Consider the following 15,071-nt stretch of genomic DNA (forward strand, 5'->3'; position numbering starts at 1 on the left):
GCATTCTTGAACGCGTCAAGGCTGCGCTGCCGGCCCTGCCGCCGGCCGAGCAGCGGGTGGCCAAGCTCTTGCTCGGCGATGCGCGGGCTTTTGCCAATCTGCCCGTCAGCGAGCTGGCGGACCGGGCCCATGTGTCAAAGCCCACCGTGGTGCGCTTTTGCCGCAGCGTGGGCTATGACGGCCTGACCGATTTCAAGCGCAAGCTGGCCGGCAGCGTCAACGAAGGCGTGCCCTTTGTGCACCGCGCGGTGGACGAGGACGAGAAGCCCGGTGACCTGATCGTCAAGGTGGTGGACAACGCGGTCGCTGCCTTGCTGCACTACCGCAATGACGCGGCCAGCCATGCGTTTGAATGCGCCATCAATGCCTTGGCCGAAGCGGCGCGCAACCAACGCCGCATCGAGTTCTACGGCGTGGGCAACTCCGGCATCGTGGCCCAGGATGCCCAGCACAAGTTCTTCCGCCTGGGCATCAACACCGCTGCCTGCAGCGACGGCCATGTGCAGCTGATGAGTGCCACCATGCTGCAGCCGGGCGATTGCGCCGTGATCATCAGCAACTCCGGCCGCAGCCGTGACCTGCTGGACGCGGCCGAGATCGCGCGCAAAAAAGGCGCGACCACCATCATCATCACCGCCAGTGGCTCGCCCCTGGCGCAGCTGGGCCTGAGCCCGGGCCAGGTCTTGCTGGCGGTGGACCACCCCGAGGACTATGACCGTTACAGCCCCATGGTGTCGCGCCTGCTGCACCTGACGGCGGTGGACATCCTGACCACCGGCGTGGCCCTGCGCCTGGGCGCCGACCTGCGGCCCATGCTGCAGGAGATCAAGCGCAATCTGCGCGGCAAACGCTACATCAGCTGAACGAGAGAGACGCCGGAAGGGAGCCCGGCGCGCCATTGGGCATCGTCAAGCGGCGGTGGCGGGCACCAACTCAGGCCAGAGCAGCTCGGCCACGCCGTAGACCCGGGCCAGCTCCTGCAGCTTGGCCGGCACCTCATGCAGGCGCAACTTCAGGCCTTCAGCCTGGCACAGGCGTGCGGCGCTGATCAGCAGAGTCAGCACGGCCGAATCGAAATGTTGCAAGTCGGCGAGGCTGAGGTTCAGCTCGCGGGCCGCCGCGCTGCGCAGCTGCGCGCACTCGGCGCGCAGGCTCTGCTGCAGGCCGGGCCACAGCGAACCCGCTTCGCTCAAACCCACCGAAGCGGACAGCTTGAGCATGGAGGGCATGGAGCTCACCGTTCCGCGCCTCAGGCCTTGCCGCCAGCGGCCGCAGCCTTCTGGTTGCGCTCGGTCAAGGCCTTGATCAGGCCGTCGATGCCGTTGGCGCCAATCTCTTGCGAGAAGCTGTTGCGGTATTGATCGGCCAGCCAGATGCCGAGCACGTTGACGTCGTAGATCTTCCAGACGGCGCCGGATTTTTCCAGGCGGTAGTCGAGCTGGATCGGATCGCCCTTGCCGCGGATCTCGGTCTTGACCACCACCTCGGTGTCGCTGGGCGAAGCGCGCAGCGGACGCAGGGCGATGGTCTGGTCCTTGACCTGGGTCAGCGCGCCGGCGTAGGTGCGCACCAGCAAAGTCTTGAATTCATCCTGCAGGCGCTGCTGCTGCTCGGGCGTGGCCTGGCGCCAGAAGCGACCCACGGCCGACGAGGTCATGCGCTGGAAATTGACATGCGGCATGACCTTGCCGTCGACCAGATTGATGATCTTCTGCAGATCGCCGGCCTGGATGGCCTTGTCGCTCTTGACCGTCTCCAGAGTCTCCAGCGAGAGCTGGCGGATCAAGGTGTCCGGCGCGCTGGCATCGGCCGCCCAGGCGGTTTGCAGCGGCAGGGCGGCGGAAAAAGCACAAACGGCAGCCAGCAGGCTGCGCAGAACCAGGCGTTTGGTGGCGATCATTCTTGCGGTTCCTTTCAATCTCGGAGGGGCTCAGTCATACACAACGCGCGAGCCGAAATTCGGTTCACCACCCCAAGGCGCGTCAACGTTCGGGGCGAGCAAGCGCAAGCCCGTTCAGGGCCCGGCTTGCGGGCTGGACGCGGGAACGGCAGGCGCTTCGGGCGTCAGCACTTCGTACTCGTCATCGCTGCCAAAGCTGCCGCGGCGCTGCAGATAGGCATCACGGATGAAGGTGTACTTGTCCAGTGCAATGCCATCCAGCATCTCCCCTGCACGCAAGAAGTTGGCTCGAGCGTTGACCAGTTGCAAGGCCGACAGCGCCGTCTTGCTGTAGCCATCCTTGACAACGAGCGAAGGCGATGTGGCGATGCGGTCGAAGGGCAGCGCCAAGGTGTCACGCACGGACGATGGGCCAAACAGGGGCCAAACGATGTAGGCGCCCGTACCCGTGCCCCAGACACCAAAGGTCTTGCCCAGGTCTTCGCTCTTGCGCTCCAGGCCCACTTCGGTGGAGATGTCGATCAAGCCACCGAAACCCAGGGTGGAGTTCACCGCAAAGCGCATGCCCTGCTCCACGCTGGCCTTGAAGCGGCCCTGCAGCAAGAGATTCACCGCCGACCAGGCGTCCGCCACATTGCTAAAAAAATTGTCCGCGGCCAGGCGCACCGGTGCGGGCACGATGTCGCTGTACACGGTGGCCACGGGCTTGAGCACATGGGTGTCCAAGGACTCGTTGAAGTTGAAGACCTTGCGGTTCCAGTTTTCCCAGGGGTCGAGTTTCTGGCCCGGTGCACCCGGGCCACGCAGGCTGGCGCATCCGCTCAGCACGAGGATGCTCAGCACCAGCGCGACACGCCGCCAGGAGCAGTCCATTCGGGCACTCATGGTTTGGCCCCGCCGGCCGGCGTGCCGGAATCGGCGGCCTTGTTGTAGAGGAACTGACCAATCAGGTTTTCCAGCACCACGGCCGATTGCGTCTGGCTGATGTTGTCGCCTGCAGCCAGGTTCTTCTCGTCCGCACCGGCCTCAAGACCGATGTACTGCTCACCCAGCAGGCCGGCGGTCAGAATCTTGGCGGAGCTGTCCTTGGGGAAGGCCACGTTCTTGTAGAGCTTCATCACCACCTTGGCCTGGAAGCTCTTGTCATCGAAGGTGATGGATTCCACCCGGCCGATCACCACGCCCGCACTCTTGACCGCGGCGCGGGCCTTGAGGCCGCCGATATTGTCGAACTTGGCCGTGACCTGGTAGGTCTCGTCAAAGTTCAGGCTCAGCAGGTTGCCGGCTTTGAGGGCCAGGAACAGCAGCGCGGCGCCACCCAGCAGCACAAAGAAACCCACCCATGCGTCATGCCTTGAGGCTTGCATCCTCTACCCCTACAAATCAAATCGAGAACATCATCGCGGTCAGCACAAAGTCCAGTGCCAGCACCGCCAACGACGACATCACCACCGTGCGCGTGGTCGCCTGCGCCACGCCATCGGGCGTGGGCTTACAGGCATAGCCTTGCAGCAAAGCCACAAAGGTCACGGTGATACCAAAGACCAAACTCTTGATGACGCCATTGCCGACATCGGCCCAGACGTCCACGCCGCCCTGCATCTGCGACCAGAAAGCGCCCGCATCAATGCCGATCAGGGGCACGGCCACCAGCCAGCCGCCAATGATGCCAATGGCCGAGAACAGCGCCGCCAGCAGCGGCATGGCGATGAAGCCTCCCCAGAAACGCGGCGCCAGCACCCGGGTCAGCGGATCGACCGCCATCATTTCCATCGCGGTCAGTTGCTCGCCGGCCTTCATCAGGCCGATCTCTGCCGTCAAAGAGGTACCGGCACGGCCCGCAAACAAGAGGGCGGAAACCACCGGACCCAACTCGCGCACCAGGCTCAGCGCCACCAGCAAGCCCACGGCCTCGGCCGAACCATAGCGTTGCAAGGTGTAATAGCCCTGGAGCGCCAGCACAAAGCCAACGAATAGGCCCGAGACGCCGATCAGCGACAAGGATCGATTGCCCAGGAAATAGATTTGCTCGCGCACCAGCGAGAAACGCAGCAGGGCGGCCGGCGTGCGGGCCAGAAGCTGGAAAAACAGCCGGGTGCTGGAACCCAAATCCACCAACTGCTGTCGCAATGTGCGGCCCAGTCGGGCGGAGAACTGCGTCAGGGTCGCCATCATGCCGACACCCCCAGACCGAAATCCTGGTTCACCGGGCAGGCAGGCTGATGGAAACGCACGGGACCATCAGCATGGGCACCGACGAACTGCTGCACCAGCGGGTCGCTGCTGTGGCGCAAGTCGTCCGGCGTGCCCTGGGCGACCACGCGGCCATTGGCAATCATGGCCACCTCGTCGGCGATGGCAAAGGTTTCATGCAGATCATGGGACACGATGATGCTGCTCAATCCGAGCGCATCGTTCAGGTCGCGGATCAAGCGCGCCGCCACACCGAGCGAAATGGGGTCCAGGCCGGCAAAGGGCTCGTCGTACAACACCAGGTCCGGGTCCAGCGCGATGGCGCGCGCCAGGGCCACCCGGCGCGCCATGCCGCCAGAGATCTCGGAGGGCAGCAGGTCGCGTGCGCCACGCAGGCCCACCGCGTTGAGCTTCATCAGCACCAGATCGCGGATCATGGCTTCGGGCAGCTTGGTGTGCTCGCGCAGCGGGAAGGCCACGTTCTCGAACACACTCAGATCGGTGAACAAGGCGCCGAACTGGAAGAGCATGCCCATGCGACGCCGCACGGCGTAGAGCCCATCGAGATCCAGGCCGGCGAGATCAACGCCGTCAAACAGCACCTGGCCCGAAATCGGCTTGATCTGCCGGCCCAGCAAGCGCAAGACCGTGGTCTTGCCACCGCCGCTGGTGCCGATCAGGGCCAGCACCTTGCCGCGCGGGATGCGCAGATTCACGCGCTCCAGGATCACCCGGTCGCCATAACCGCAGCTGACATCGCGCAATTCAATCAGAGGCGTTTCGGACGCGGTAATGGAAGTGGATGAATATGGGGCCATGAGCCTTGGCAGGGCGGGCCAGGGCCCGTTTTTGACAAAGATCACATCATAGGGGAAACACCGATCGCGCACCGAGCCGCCGAGAAGAGCCCCAAATACTTCACATTTCCGGGCCTGAGCCCGACCAGCGCGAGGGACAGTCTGATAGGCGGCTACACAAGCGAAAACCAGCGGCCGAGAATTCATTCCAACCAGGAGCACCCCACCATGCCAGCACGCGTCACCCCTTCCCAATCACGTCCAGCTCAGGGCTTCACCCTGATTGAAGTGATGGTGACCGTGGCCATCATCGGCATCCTTGCGGCCGTGGCCCTGCCGTCCTACCAGGCCTATGTGGTGCGCGGCAAGATCCCCGAAGCCACCGCCGGCCTGGCCACGCGGCAGGTGCGTCTGGAGCAGTTCTTTCTGGACCGCCGCAGCTATGTGGGCGCACCGGATTGCAACTCCGACGCCACCAGCAGCAAGTACTTCACCTTCTCTTGCTCTGCGTCCAGTGCCACGGCCTTCACTCTGCGCGCCGTGGGCAAAGACAGCATGGCCGGCTTCACCTACACCATCAACGAAGCCGGAGTGAAGACCAGTGCGGCCCTGCCCACAGGCTGGACCACACCCAGCCCCAACACCTGCTGGGCGACCAAGAAGGACGGATCATGCTGACAAAGCCTTCGGCGCTCGGGGACCGAGCCTCGCTGCAGGCCGGCGTGACGCTGATCGAACTGATCGTGAGCTTGGTCTTGGTCGGTATCTTTCTGGCCATGGCAGCGCCGAGCTTCTCCACCTGGCTGCAGAACAGTCGGATTCGCAACACCGCCACCTCCTTGAGCACAGGCATTCAACTGGCCAAAGCCGAAGCGGTGGCACGCAACACGGCGGTGCGCTTCCAGCTCACCACCAGCTTGACCAATACCTGCGCCCTGAGCACCAGCGGCACCAACTGGGTGATCAACGTGATCGGCGCCAACACGGCGGCCGACTCGGTGGCCAACCGCTGCGCTTCAGCGCCTTCGGACACGGTCCAGCCCCGCATCCTGCACACCAAGCCGAGCAACGATGGCAATGGCACCGTTCAGATTGCCGCCAACGCGAGTTCGGTCACCTTCAACAGCCTGGGCAAGCCCACCCCCACGCCCAACGCTGCCATCGTTCTGGACGTCAGCAACAGCGCTGCGGGCTCCTGCGGCACAGACGGTGACGCCGTTTGCCTGCGCATCGTGATCACGCCTTCGGGACAGGTACGCATGTGCAACCCCAGCCTTCCCAGCGGCGATGTTCAGGCCTGCTGAACGGGAGTCCCCCATGACTGTCTTCCAGACCCCGAGCCCAAAGTCCAGAGCACGCAGTCCGGGCCGCCCTCATGGGCTCCGAGGCTTCATGATGCTGGAGGTGCTGGTAGCCTTGCTCGTGTTCGCGCTCGGAGTCCTGGGCTTGGTCGGCCTGCAAGCCACGGCGGTCAAACAGGCCGGGCAGGCCAAGTACCGCTCGGATGCTGCCCTGCTGGCCAATCAGCTGATCGGCAGCATGTGGGTGGGCAATCGCAATTTGGCCGAGCTGCAGGCCGAGTTCAGTAGCGCCGACGAAGGCGCCGGCTACAAGCTCTGGCTGGAAAAGGTCAGCGCCACCCTGCCCGGTGTGGCTGACCACCCGCCGACCGTCACCTTCACGCAAGTCAATCCTCTGCCGGCCTTGGCCGGCCGGCCGGCCGGTGGCCCGGTCCTGACACCCAGCCTGCGGGTCACCATCACCGTCAAGTGGGCGGCGCCCGGCGAGAACCTGGGCAGCACCCCCCACAACCTGGTCATGATCAGCCAGCTGAAGTGATCGGAACCCTCATGAAATCGACAAACCTTCAACGCCCGGTGGGCCATCCGCAGAACGGCTTCAGCCTCATCGAGCTCTTGGTGGGCGTGGTGCTGGGCATGATCGCCGTGATTGTGGTGATGCAGGTGTTCTCCCTGTCGGAGCGGGGCCAGCGCAGCGCCACCAGCGGCGACGAAGCGCAGACCAATGGCGCCATCGCGGCCACCGAGCTTCAACGCAATATTCGCCAGAGCGGGCACGGCGCCGCCAATCTGTTGCTGGCCGGATGCAGCCTGACCTTGCCAGGCGGACGGGTGCTCTCTGGACTGGGCCCGGTCACCATCAACCACGCCAGCATCCCTGCGGGCGACAGTGGCAGTGACACCCTGCTCGTGGTCTTCAGCAATGGCAACGGGGCACCTGAAGGCGACCGCATCATCGCAGAGCCCAGTGCCGTGACCTACACCATGACCACAGCCACGGCCTTCAACACCAACGACTATGTCATCGCGGCGAACCAGGTTCGCCCCGCTCCTTGCAATCTGCTGCTCGACCGGGTCAATGTTGCGCCGGTTGGCGCCAACGTCAGCGTCGCCGCAGGCGCAGTCGGCTTGCAAGACACCTTGTTCAACTGGGGCTTGGCGCCCAAGGTATTGGCCTATGCCGTGCGCAACGGTCGGCTGACCCAGTGCGACTACATGGTCAACGACTGCAGCAGCGAGGCCGCCCAAGTCTGGGTGGAGATCATCGACAACGTGGTCAATCTGCGCGCCCAGTATGGTCGCGACACTTCCGCGGCGCCCATGGACGGGATCGTGGATCTTTTCGATCAAACCACGCCAGCCACGGCTTGCCAATGGGCCCGGATGTCAGCGGTCCGCCTGGCCATCACCACAGTCAGCGGTCAACGTGAAAAGACCATCGTGACCGACAGTGGCAACTCCCCCCGCTGGGCGGGAACTGAAGAGGCGCCCATCGACCTTTCCGCCGAGAACCTGTGGCAGTACTACCGCTACAAGGTGTTCGAGGCCATCGTGCCGCTGCGCAATCTGGCCTGGCAAGGAGCGGTCGCAACATGTTGAAGCCTCGCCGCCTCTTTGCTGCCCCTGCCCCGCGCTACGCGCCAGGGCGCGGCAGGCACCAGCAAGGCATTGTCCTGATGCTGGCCATCGTGGTCCTGGTCATCATGTCCCTGGCTGCGGTCGGTTTGATGCGCTCCATGCTGAGCAGCAACAAGGTCGCCGGCAACCTGGCTTTTCAACAGTCAGCCATCCAATCGGCAGACATCGGCATCGAAAGCGCCGTGGCCTGGTTGGAGCAAAACAACTTCGGCACCAATCTGCACAACAACATCACCATCGCTGCGGGCCGCCCCGTCGGCTATCTGGCTCTGCGCCAGGACCCGGCCGCCAACCAGAGCTGGGAGATCTTCTGGAATGCCGTGCTCGTCCCGAGCAATACGGTCACCACCTTGGCGCCGGACGCCGCCGGCAACACCGTGTCCTTTGTGATCCAGCGACTGTGCAACGGCCAGGGCTCACCAACATCGGGCATTGGTTGCGAAGCTCCGCCGACCACCAACCCCGGGGCTGACAGCAGCAAACGCGCCAACAGCGGCACGCCCATCGGCATCCCAAATCAACGTTATTACCGCATCACAGCCCGCGTTGTCGGCCCTCGCAACACCATTGGCTTCGTCCAGGCCGTTGTGGCCCTTTGAGGCTGATCCGGCCCGCGCCGGCACCTCACCTGAGATCAGATCTGGAGTTCCCCATGAACAGCAAGCAACGCCTTCTCGCCCTTTGCCTCGGCATGGCCGCACTGCAGCTGTCTTCCGCCGCCCAGGCTGGAGTGACCGACATTTCCAGCACGCCCTTGGTCGTGGCTTCGCCCAACGCGGTGCAGCCCAATCTCATGTTTGTGCTTGATGATTCGGGCTCCATGGGCTTTGACTTCATGCCCGACCACGTCAACGGCGATGGCAGCTCAAATCCGCAACTGTGTCGTTCCAGCGGCGCCCTGCCCGCCAACAGCGGCGAATTCACCAACACCTGTTGCCACAATGGCGACAGCGGTGAAGCCTGCTGGCGGGATGCCCCGCCTTTTGGATCTCGCCGCGGGCATCCTCCCTTTCTGAGCGCCAGCTTCAACAGCATGGCCTACAACCCGGCGATACGCTACACGCCGCCCATGGGCGCCAATGGCGTCAGCTGGGCCAGCATGACCTCGGCCAACACATCAGGTTGGACATCAGTGGCCAACGATGGTTTTGGCATCCAGAACAGCTACAACATCAATCTGCTCACGCAGTTCCCCGACACCGAGTGGTGCACAGACACCAGCTATTCCGACTGCTTGCGCAATGGCAACTACGTGCTGCCGGGCACTGTCAACAACAAGAGCTATACCGTTTTCAACGCCACCACAGCCTCAGGAAACGGCTACAAAGCCACCGGCGCGCCGGACAATGCCGGCACGACAGCACAGACCTGGGGGCCGCACTACTATTTGATCAACGCCGCGGAATATTGCGACAACATCAATTTGCGCAACTGCCAAAGCACGGCGAGTGCCGTGTTCAAGTACCCAGCTCCGGTTCGCTGGTGCAACAGCGATGCCAACGCGCGCGCGGCGACGCCCGATAGCGGCTCCTGCCAAGCTGTACGCAGCAACATCTACTCTGAAGCTCGATACCCGACCAAATACTTCACCGCAGGTACCAACGGCATTCCAGCCACGCCTGAAGTGCGCGCAAGCACCAGCCTGACCATCAGCTCCATCTCGGACAACCGAGGCTACGGTTGTTTTGTGTCGATCACTTCCTTGCGCTCGGGAACAACCCAGCTCTTGTCTGCAGCCACCAGTTCTGAATCCAACCGAGGCAACCTTGCGGCGTCTCTGACTGCGCGCATCAACGCGGGCAGCTCCGGCTTCTATGCCAGCCAAACCAATCGCACGGTCACCATCACAGCACCGGCCGGTGTCGCTGCCCCCGGAGCCCTCAGCTGGAGCAAGACACCGAGCACCTGCAATCTGATCATCAACCCGAGCACACCTACTTTCTCGGGCTATCAGGCTGCAGTAGATGGCACTGCCGGCGTGCCTGGCGGCTACCCCGGGAGCTTCGAGCGCGTAGACATCGTGTCAGGGCGTACCAGCTACCCCAAGCTGTCCAACAGTCGCAGCGACTGCGCGGGTGCCACGAGCTGCAGCTATGCCGAAGAGATGACCAACTTCGCCAACTGGTGGACCTACTACCGCACCCGCATGCAAATGATGAAGTCCTCGACCAGCCAAGCCTTCTCTGCTGTGTCAAGCAATTTCCGCGTTGGCTATCTGAGCATCAACAACAGCCAGGGCAATGCCTATCTGAACCAAGCCACGTTCAGCGGCACAGCCAAGTCCGACTGGTACTCACGCCTGTTCAATGCCTACCCCTACCACTCCACACCGCTACGTCGAGCCCTGAACACGGTCGGGCGCCTCTATGCCGGCAAGCAAACGGGCAGCTTGAACGGCACCACGGTGGTGGACCCCATTCAGTACTCCTGCCAACGCAACTACACAGTGCTGTCCACCGATGGCTTCTGGAACGAGTCTGTCAGCCTGACACAGTTGGACGGTACAGCGCTGGGCGACCAGGACGGCAGCCTGTCGCGCCCACAAAAAGATGGCAACGCCGTCTCCAACACCTTGGCCGATGTCGCGTCCTATTATTACAAGACCGACCTTCGCACAGGAACCGACGGCTCGAGCGAGTGCACCAGCGGCTCGGGCACGAACGCCGATGTCTGTGGCAATGGCACCGTCAGCGCACTGCAACGCATGGTGACATTCACCCTCGGCCTAGGTGCTTCGGGCTATATGCAGTACCAGCCCGACTATCTGCGCGCCACCAGTGGCGACTATTTCTCGGTGGCCCAAGGCAGCAGCCCCAATGCCGCCGGTGGCGTGTGCACCTGGCAGTCCAGTGGTGAATGCACATGGCCGACTCCGGTCAGCAACACCCTGACCACCATCGATGACCTCTGGCACGCCGCAGTCAATGGAGGCGGTACCTACTTCAGCGCCAGCAACCCGCAAAGCCTATACAGCGGCTTGCAATCAGCACTCAACAATATTGCGGCCCAAGAAGGCGCTTCGGCCGCCGCAACCGCCAGCAACCCCAATGTCACCTCCGGTGACAACCAGGTGTTTGTTTCCAACTTCATGTCCGGGGAATGGACGGGACAGCTCAAATCCAAGCGCATCGACTTGAGCGGCGGCTCCCTGTCCAGCACCGACTGGTCTGCCGGCACCCTGCTCGACAGCAACAGCAGCCGCAGTATCTACATGTACAGCGCAAGCAATGACAATCGCCGCGCCGAGTTCAACTGGAGCAACCTCAGCGCCAGCCAGAAGGCCTACTTCAACCTGGCGACACTGACCGCCTCTGGCAACAACCTGATTCAGTTCTGCACCTCGGGTGACTATTGCCTCAGCGCCAGCGATCAAAGCACTGCAGCGGGCCAACGCCTGGTTGACTATCTGCGAGGCGTACGAAGCGACGAGGGACCCTTGTCCGATCCGAGCAAGTTCTTCCGGCAACGTACGCTCTTGCTGGGCGATATCGTCAACTCTGAAGCGGTCTACGTGAAGAAACCGCTCGCCAACTACAACGATGCAGGCTTCAACGACCACAAGGCCACGACGGCCACACGGGTCGGCATGGTCTACGTCGGCGCGAACGACGGCATGCTGCACGCGTTCAACGCCAGCAGTGGCGCTGAAGTCTGGGCCTATGTACCGACTGCCGTGATCCCGCGCCTTCACAAACTGGCCGACAAGAGCTACGGCAACAAGCACGAGTACTACGTCGACGGCAGCCCCGTTGTTCAGGAAGTCAAGATCGGCAGCGAGTGGCGCACCGTGCTGGTCAGCGGACTGGGCGCAGGTGGCCGGGCTTACTTCGCCATCGACATCACCTCGCCCACAGATCCGAAGCCGCTGTGGGAATTCACGCACGACAACTTGGGCTATACCTTTGGCAAGGCCGAGATCAGCAAGCTGGCCGACGGCACTTGGGTGGCCATCCTGCCCTCGGGCTACAACAACATCTCGCCCGGCGATGGCAACGGCCGCCTCTTCGTATTGGACATCGCCACGGGCCAGCCCGTGTCCACTCTGCCCAACGGCATTCCGACCCTGGTCAGTGGCCTGGCCGTGGGCAGCAGCAGCACGCCAAGCGGCCTTGGCCACATCAGCGCCTGGACCGACAACTCCGACAAGGACAACACCGCCTTGCGCATCTACGGTGGCGACAACCTGGGCAACCTCTGGCGCTTTGACATCAACAACAATGTCGGCACCGCAGGCTATGAAGCGCAGCGCCTGGCCACGCTCAAGACCTCGCTCGGCGTGGCCCAGCCCATCACCTCGCGCCCCGAATTGGGTCAGGTCGGCAGTCATGTGATGGTGTACCTGGGCACCGGTCGCTATCTGGGCGTCAGCGATCTCAGCGACGCGACTCAGCAAACCATCTATGCGATCAAGGACCGGCTGTCGGATGCAGACTTTGGCAATCCTCGCCTGCAAACCAACAACTTCGTGCAACAGACCTTGAGCAATGGCACCTGCCCAGATGGATCCACCATTTGCACGCCCGGCACACCCATTCGAACGAATGGCAACCCTGTGGCGGTTGACCTCAACGACAAGAACGGCTGGTATGTTGATCTGCCGGGCACACGCGAACGGGTCACCACCGGCGCCGTGCTGGTAGGCGGCGTGCTGGGTGTGACTTCCAACGTCATCAATTCCTCTGGCATTTGCTCCGTCGGTGGCTCGAGCTGGATCAACTATTTCGACTACCGCACGGGCGGCCCGGTCAATAGCGCACAGAACATTGTCAGCATCTCGCTCGGCAATGCCTTGGCCACCACCCCGGAAACCATCCAATTGCCCAACAACAAGGTGATCGACCTGATCCAGAAGACGGACGGCTCCATGGCGAACCAAGAACGTCCTCAAGGCACAAGCAACACCAACACCCGTCGCCTGTCCTGGCGCGAGCTGAGTGACTGAAACACTGCCGACGCCGGTATCACGCTGGCCACGTCCGGACCGGCCTCGCCGCGTCTCGCGCGACGCCCGGCGCTTGACCCTGTGTCTGGTGTCGGCGCTAGGCCTGCATGCATTGGGATTGATGTACCGTTTCAGCCCTGATCGCCCCTCGGGGCCACCAACTCCGGGACAAGCTTTGATGGTTCGCGTCGTCGTGGCGCCGCAGAGGCCTCTCGAGCCAGCAAGCCCGCCCCAGCCCTCACAAACGGAAGCATGGCCCGAGTCGGGACCGCTCAACGGGCCGAGCTCGCAGCCAGATCACCCGCAGGTGGTGAGGCCAGATGCAACACATGAAACACGGGAGCTCGCCAAGCCGGCTGCAAAGGAGGCCGCGCCGGCTGAGGGCCTGGCCCACGATTTCACCGGACCTGGGCGTTACGCTCCGAACGAACCGTTGGATGAAGCACCCAGCTTCCGAACCGCCAGCAGCGCCGTCATCCAACACCCCGATGACAGCCTGCCGGATGGGCAAGGCCAAGCGACAGCAGCCTTGCTGATCAATGCACAAGGAAACGTGGATGCCGTGCTGGTTTCGGCCGAGCAACTGCCTCGCCGTTTTGTTCGGGCGATCCAGAAGGCGTTTGAGGCCCAGAGCTTCCAGCCGGGACGGATGGGCGGGCAGGAGCAGGCCGCACGGCTGTGCCTTACGGTTCAGTTTCAGGAAGGCGAGCCGCCCCGTTGGGAGTTTCGCCCCAGCCCAGCCGGCTGGGCGGACCGGGTCGTGACTGCGGAGAACGCCCTGGCCAGCTGCACACCCTCAGCTTCAGCGCGGTAGGTCGCTGCTGCCCATCAGGAATTCATCCACCGCGCGCGCCGCCTGGCGGCCTTCACGGATGGCCCAGACGACGAGCGACTGGCCGCGGCGCATATCACCGGCAGCAAAGACCTTGTCGACATTGGTCTTGTAACCACCGTTGAAATCGGTGCTGGCCTTGGCGTTGCCGCGCGCATCCTTGGCTACACCGAAGGCGTCGAGCACGGTGGCGACGGGCGCCACAAAGCCCATGGCCAGGAAGACCAGATCGGCCTTGATGATCTGCTCGGAACCCGGCACCTCGACCATCTTGCCGCCCTGCCATTCCACGCGCACGGTTTTCACTCCTGTCAGCTTGCCCTTTTCGCCGAGGAATTCCTTGGTCGAGATGGCGAACTCGCGCTCGCAGCCTTCCTCGTGGCTGCTGGAGGTGCGCAGCTTGAGCGGCCAGTAAGGCCAGGTCAGCGGGCGGTCTTCCACCTCGGGCGGCTGGGGCATGAGCTCGAATTGGGTGACGCTCTTGGCACCGTGGCGGTTGCTGGTACCGACGCAATCGCTGCCGGTGTCGCCGCCGCCGATGACGACCACATGCTTGCCGTCGGCACGGATCTGGCCCTTGAGCTTGTCCCCGGCGTTGACCTTGTTCTGCTGCGGCAGGAATTCCATCGCGAAATGGATGCCGGCCAGATCACGGCCCGGCACCGGCAGGTCACGGCTGGATTCGGCGCCACCGCTGAGCAAGACGGCGTCGAACTGTGCCTTGAGCTCGTCCGGGCTGATGCTGTCCTTGGCCCAGTTGGTGACCTTGGAACCTTCTGGCATGGAGGCGACCAGCACGCCCGTGCGGAAGACCACGCCCTCGGCTTCCATCTGCGCCACGCGGCGGTCGATGTGCGACTTCTCCATCTTGAAGTCGGGGATGCCGTAACGCAGCAGGCCGCCGACACGGTCGTTCTTTTCGAACACGGTCACGCTGTGGCCCGCGCGGGCGAGTTGCTGCGCAGCCGCCAAGCCGGCCGGGCCCGAGCCGACGACGGCCACGGTCTTGTCGGTCTTGCGCTTGGCGACTTGCGGCTGGACCCAGCCCTCGGACCAGGCGCGGTCGATGATGGCGTGCTCGATGGACTTGATGCCCACGGCGTCATCGTTGACGTTCAGCGTGCAGGCCGCCTCGCAAGGCGCGGGGCAGATGCGGCCGGTGAATTCCGGGAAGTTATTGGTGCTGTGCAGGATGGTGATGGCATTGGCCCAATCCCCGCGGTACACCAGATCGTTGAAATCCGGAATGATGTTGTTGACCGGGCAGCCGTTGTTGCAGAACGGCGTGCCGCAGTCCATGCAGCGGGCGGCCTGCTGCTTGGACTGTTCGGCGTTCAAACCGATCACGAATTCCTTGTAATTCTTGACCCGCGTGCCCACGGGCTCGTAGCCCTCTTCCAGCCGCTGGTACTCCATGAAGCCCGTTACCTTGCCCATGCTTCGCTCCTAAAACTCTTTATTGGGGTCA

General features: G+C 63.3%; 15 protein-coding genes. 8 read left to right on the top strand and 7 right to left on the bottom strand.

Going from position 1 to position 15,071, the window contains the following annotated elements:
- The first annotated feature begins 2 nt into the window (after positions 1 to 2).
- Positions 3 to 863 carry a MurR/RpiR family transcriptional regulator gene (locus OOB33_RS23225; RefSeq protein WP_102766586.1) on the top strand — a complete coding sequence of 287 codons (861 nt, stop codon included), beginning with the start codon at positions 3 to 5 and terminating at the stop codon, positions 861 to 863.
- Between the two features lie 45 nt (positions 864 to 908).
- On the opposite strand, the gene OOB33_RS23230 is transcribed toward OOB33_RS23225, so the two are convergent.
- The 6 genes from OOB33_RS23230 to OOB33_RS23255 form a co-directional block, all read right to left on the bottom strand.
- Complete coding sequence (locus OOB33_RS23230; protein ID WP_271010381.1) at positions 909 to 1,229, bottom strand: STAS domain-containing protein; 321 nt, start codon at positions 1,227 to 1,229, stop codon at positions 909 to 911.
- Between the two features lie 20 nt (positions 1,230 to 1,249).
- On the bottom strand, positions 1,250 to 1,900 hold the full coding sequence (locus OOB33_RS23235) for an MlaC/ttg2D family ABC transporter substrate-binding protein (RefSeq protein WP_271010382.1): 651 nt from the start codon (positions 1,898 to 1,900) through the stop codon (positions 1,250 to 1,252).
- A 114-nt stretch (positions 1,901 to 2,014) separates the two neighbouring features.
- On the bottom strand, positions 2,015 to 2,773 hold the full coding sequence (locus OOB33_RS23240; RefSeq protein WP_223696751.1) for an MlaA family lipoprotein: 759 nt from the start codon (positions 2,771 to 2,773) through the stop codon (positions 2,015 to 2,017).
- An 8-nt stretch (positions 2,774 to 2,781) separates the two neighbouring features.
- Positions 2,782 to 3,267 (bottom strand): outer membrane lipid asymmetry maintenance protein MlaD, encoded by a 486-nt coding sequence (gene mlaD / locus OOB33_RS23245; protein WP_102766180.1) that lies wholly within the window; start codon positions 3,265 to 3,267, stop codon positions 2,782 to 2,784.
- A gap of 16 nt (positions 3,268 to 3,283) precedes the next feature.
- On the bottom strand, positions 3,284 to 4,075 hold the full coding sequence (gene mlaE / locus OOB33_RS23250; RefSeq protein ID WP_223696752.1) for a lipid asymmetry maintenance ABC transporter permease subunit MlaE: 792 nt from the start codon (positions 4,073 to 4,075) through the stop codon (positions 3,284 to 3,286).
- Positions 4,072 to 4,911: an ABC transporter ATP-binding protein gene (locus tag OOB33_RS23255; protein ID WP_271010383.1), complete on the bottom strand. Its 840-nt coding sequence runs from the start codon at positions 4,909 to 4,911 to the stop codon at positions 4,072 to 4,074. The genes mlaE and OOB33_RS23255 overlap by 4 nt, the downstream gene beginning before the upstream one ends.
- 207 nt (positions 4,912 to 5,118) lie before the next feature.
- Here OOB33_RS23255 and OOB33_RS23260 point away from each other — a divergent pair, with 207 nt between their 5' ends.
- From OOB33_RS23260 to OOB33_RS23290, 7 genes are all read left to right on the top strand, one after another.
- Positions 5,119 to 5,568, top strand: a complete 450-nt coding sequence (locus OOB33_RS23260; RefSeq protein ID WP_271010384.1) for a type IV pilin protein — start codon at positions 5,119 to 5,121, stop codon at positions 5,566 to 5,568.
- Positions 5,562 to 6,194: a GspH/FimT family pseudopilin gene (locus OOB33_RS23265; protein WP_102766177.1), complete on the top strand. Its 633-nt coding sequence runs from the start codon at positions 5,562 to 5,564 to the stop codon at positions 6,192 to 6,194. Before OOB33_RS23260 ends, OOB33_RS23265 begins: the two co-directional genes overlap by 7 nt.
- Before the next feature lie 88 nt (positions 6,195 to 6,282).
- The gene (locus tag OOB33_RS23270) at positions 6,283 to 6,729 is read left to right on the top strand and encodes a type IV pilus modification PilV family protein (protein WP_271010385.1); all 447 of its coding nucleotides are present in this window, start codon (positions 6,283 to 6,285) and stop codon (positions 6,727 to 6,729) included.
- Positions 6,730 to 6,740: 11 nt separating this feature from the next.
- Positions 6,741 to 7,790, top strand: a complete 1,050-nt coding sequence (locus OOB33_RS23275) for a PilW family protein (RefSeq protein WP_271010386.1) — start codon at positions 6,741 to 6,743, stop codon at positions 7,788 to 7,790.
- A complete protein-coding gene (locus OOB33_RS23280; RefSeq protein WP_271010387.1) occupies positions 7,784 to 8,428 on the top strand; it encodes a pilus assembly PilX family protein in 645 nt (214 codons plus the stop codon). Before OOB33_RS23275 ends, OOB33_RS23280 begins: the two co-directional genes overlap by 7 nt.
- 53 nt (positions 8,429 to 8,481) lie before the next feature.
- Positions 8,482 to 12,771, top strand: a complete 4,290-nt coding sequence (locus OOB33_RS23285; RefSeq protein ID WP_271010388.1) for a pilus assembly protein — start codon at positions 8,482 to 8,484, stop codon at positions 12,769 to 12,771.
- A gap of 433 nt (positions 12,772 to 13,204) precedes the next feature.
- Positions 13,205 to 13,585 (top strand): hypothetical protein, encoded by a 381-nt coding sequence (locus OOB33_RS23290; protein WP_271010389.1) that lies wholly within the window; start codon positions 13,205 to 13,207, stop codon positions 13,583 to 13,585.
- Here OOB33_RS23290 and OOB33_RS23295 read toward each other — a convergent pair.
- Positions 13,574 to 15,040 carry a glutamate synthase subunit beta gene (locus OOB33_RS23295; protein WP_271010390.1) on the bottom strand — a complete coding sequence of 489 codons (1,467 nt, stop codon included), beginning with the start codon at positions 15,038 to 15,040 and terminating at the stop codon, positions 13,574 to 13,576. The two genes, OOB33_RS23290 and OOB33_RS23295, sit on opposite strands and share 12 nt — an antisense overlap.
- Positions 15,041 to 15,071 lie beyond the last annotated feature (31 nt).

Source organism: Paucibacter sp. B51 (genome assembly GCF_027863535.1).
Classification (GTDB): Bacteria; Pseudomonadota; Gammaproteobacteria; order Burkholderiales; family Burkholderiaceae_C; genus Paucibacter_A; species Paucibacter_A aquatilis.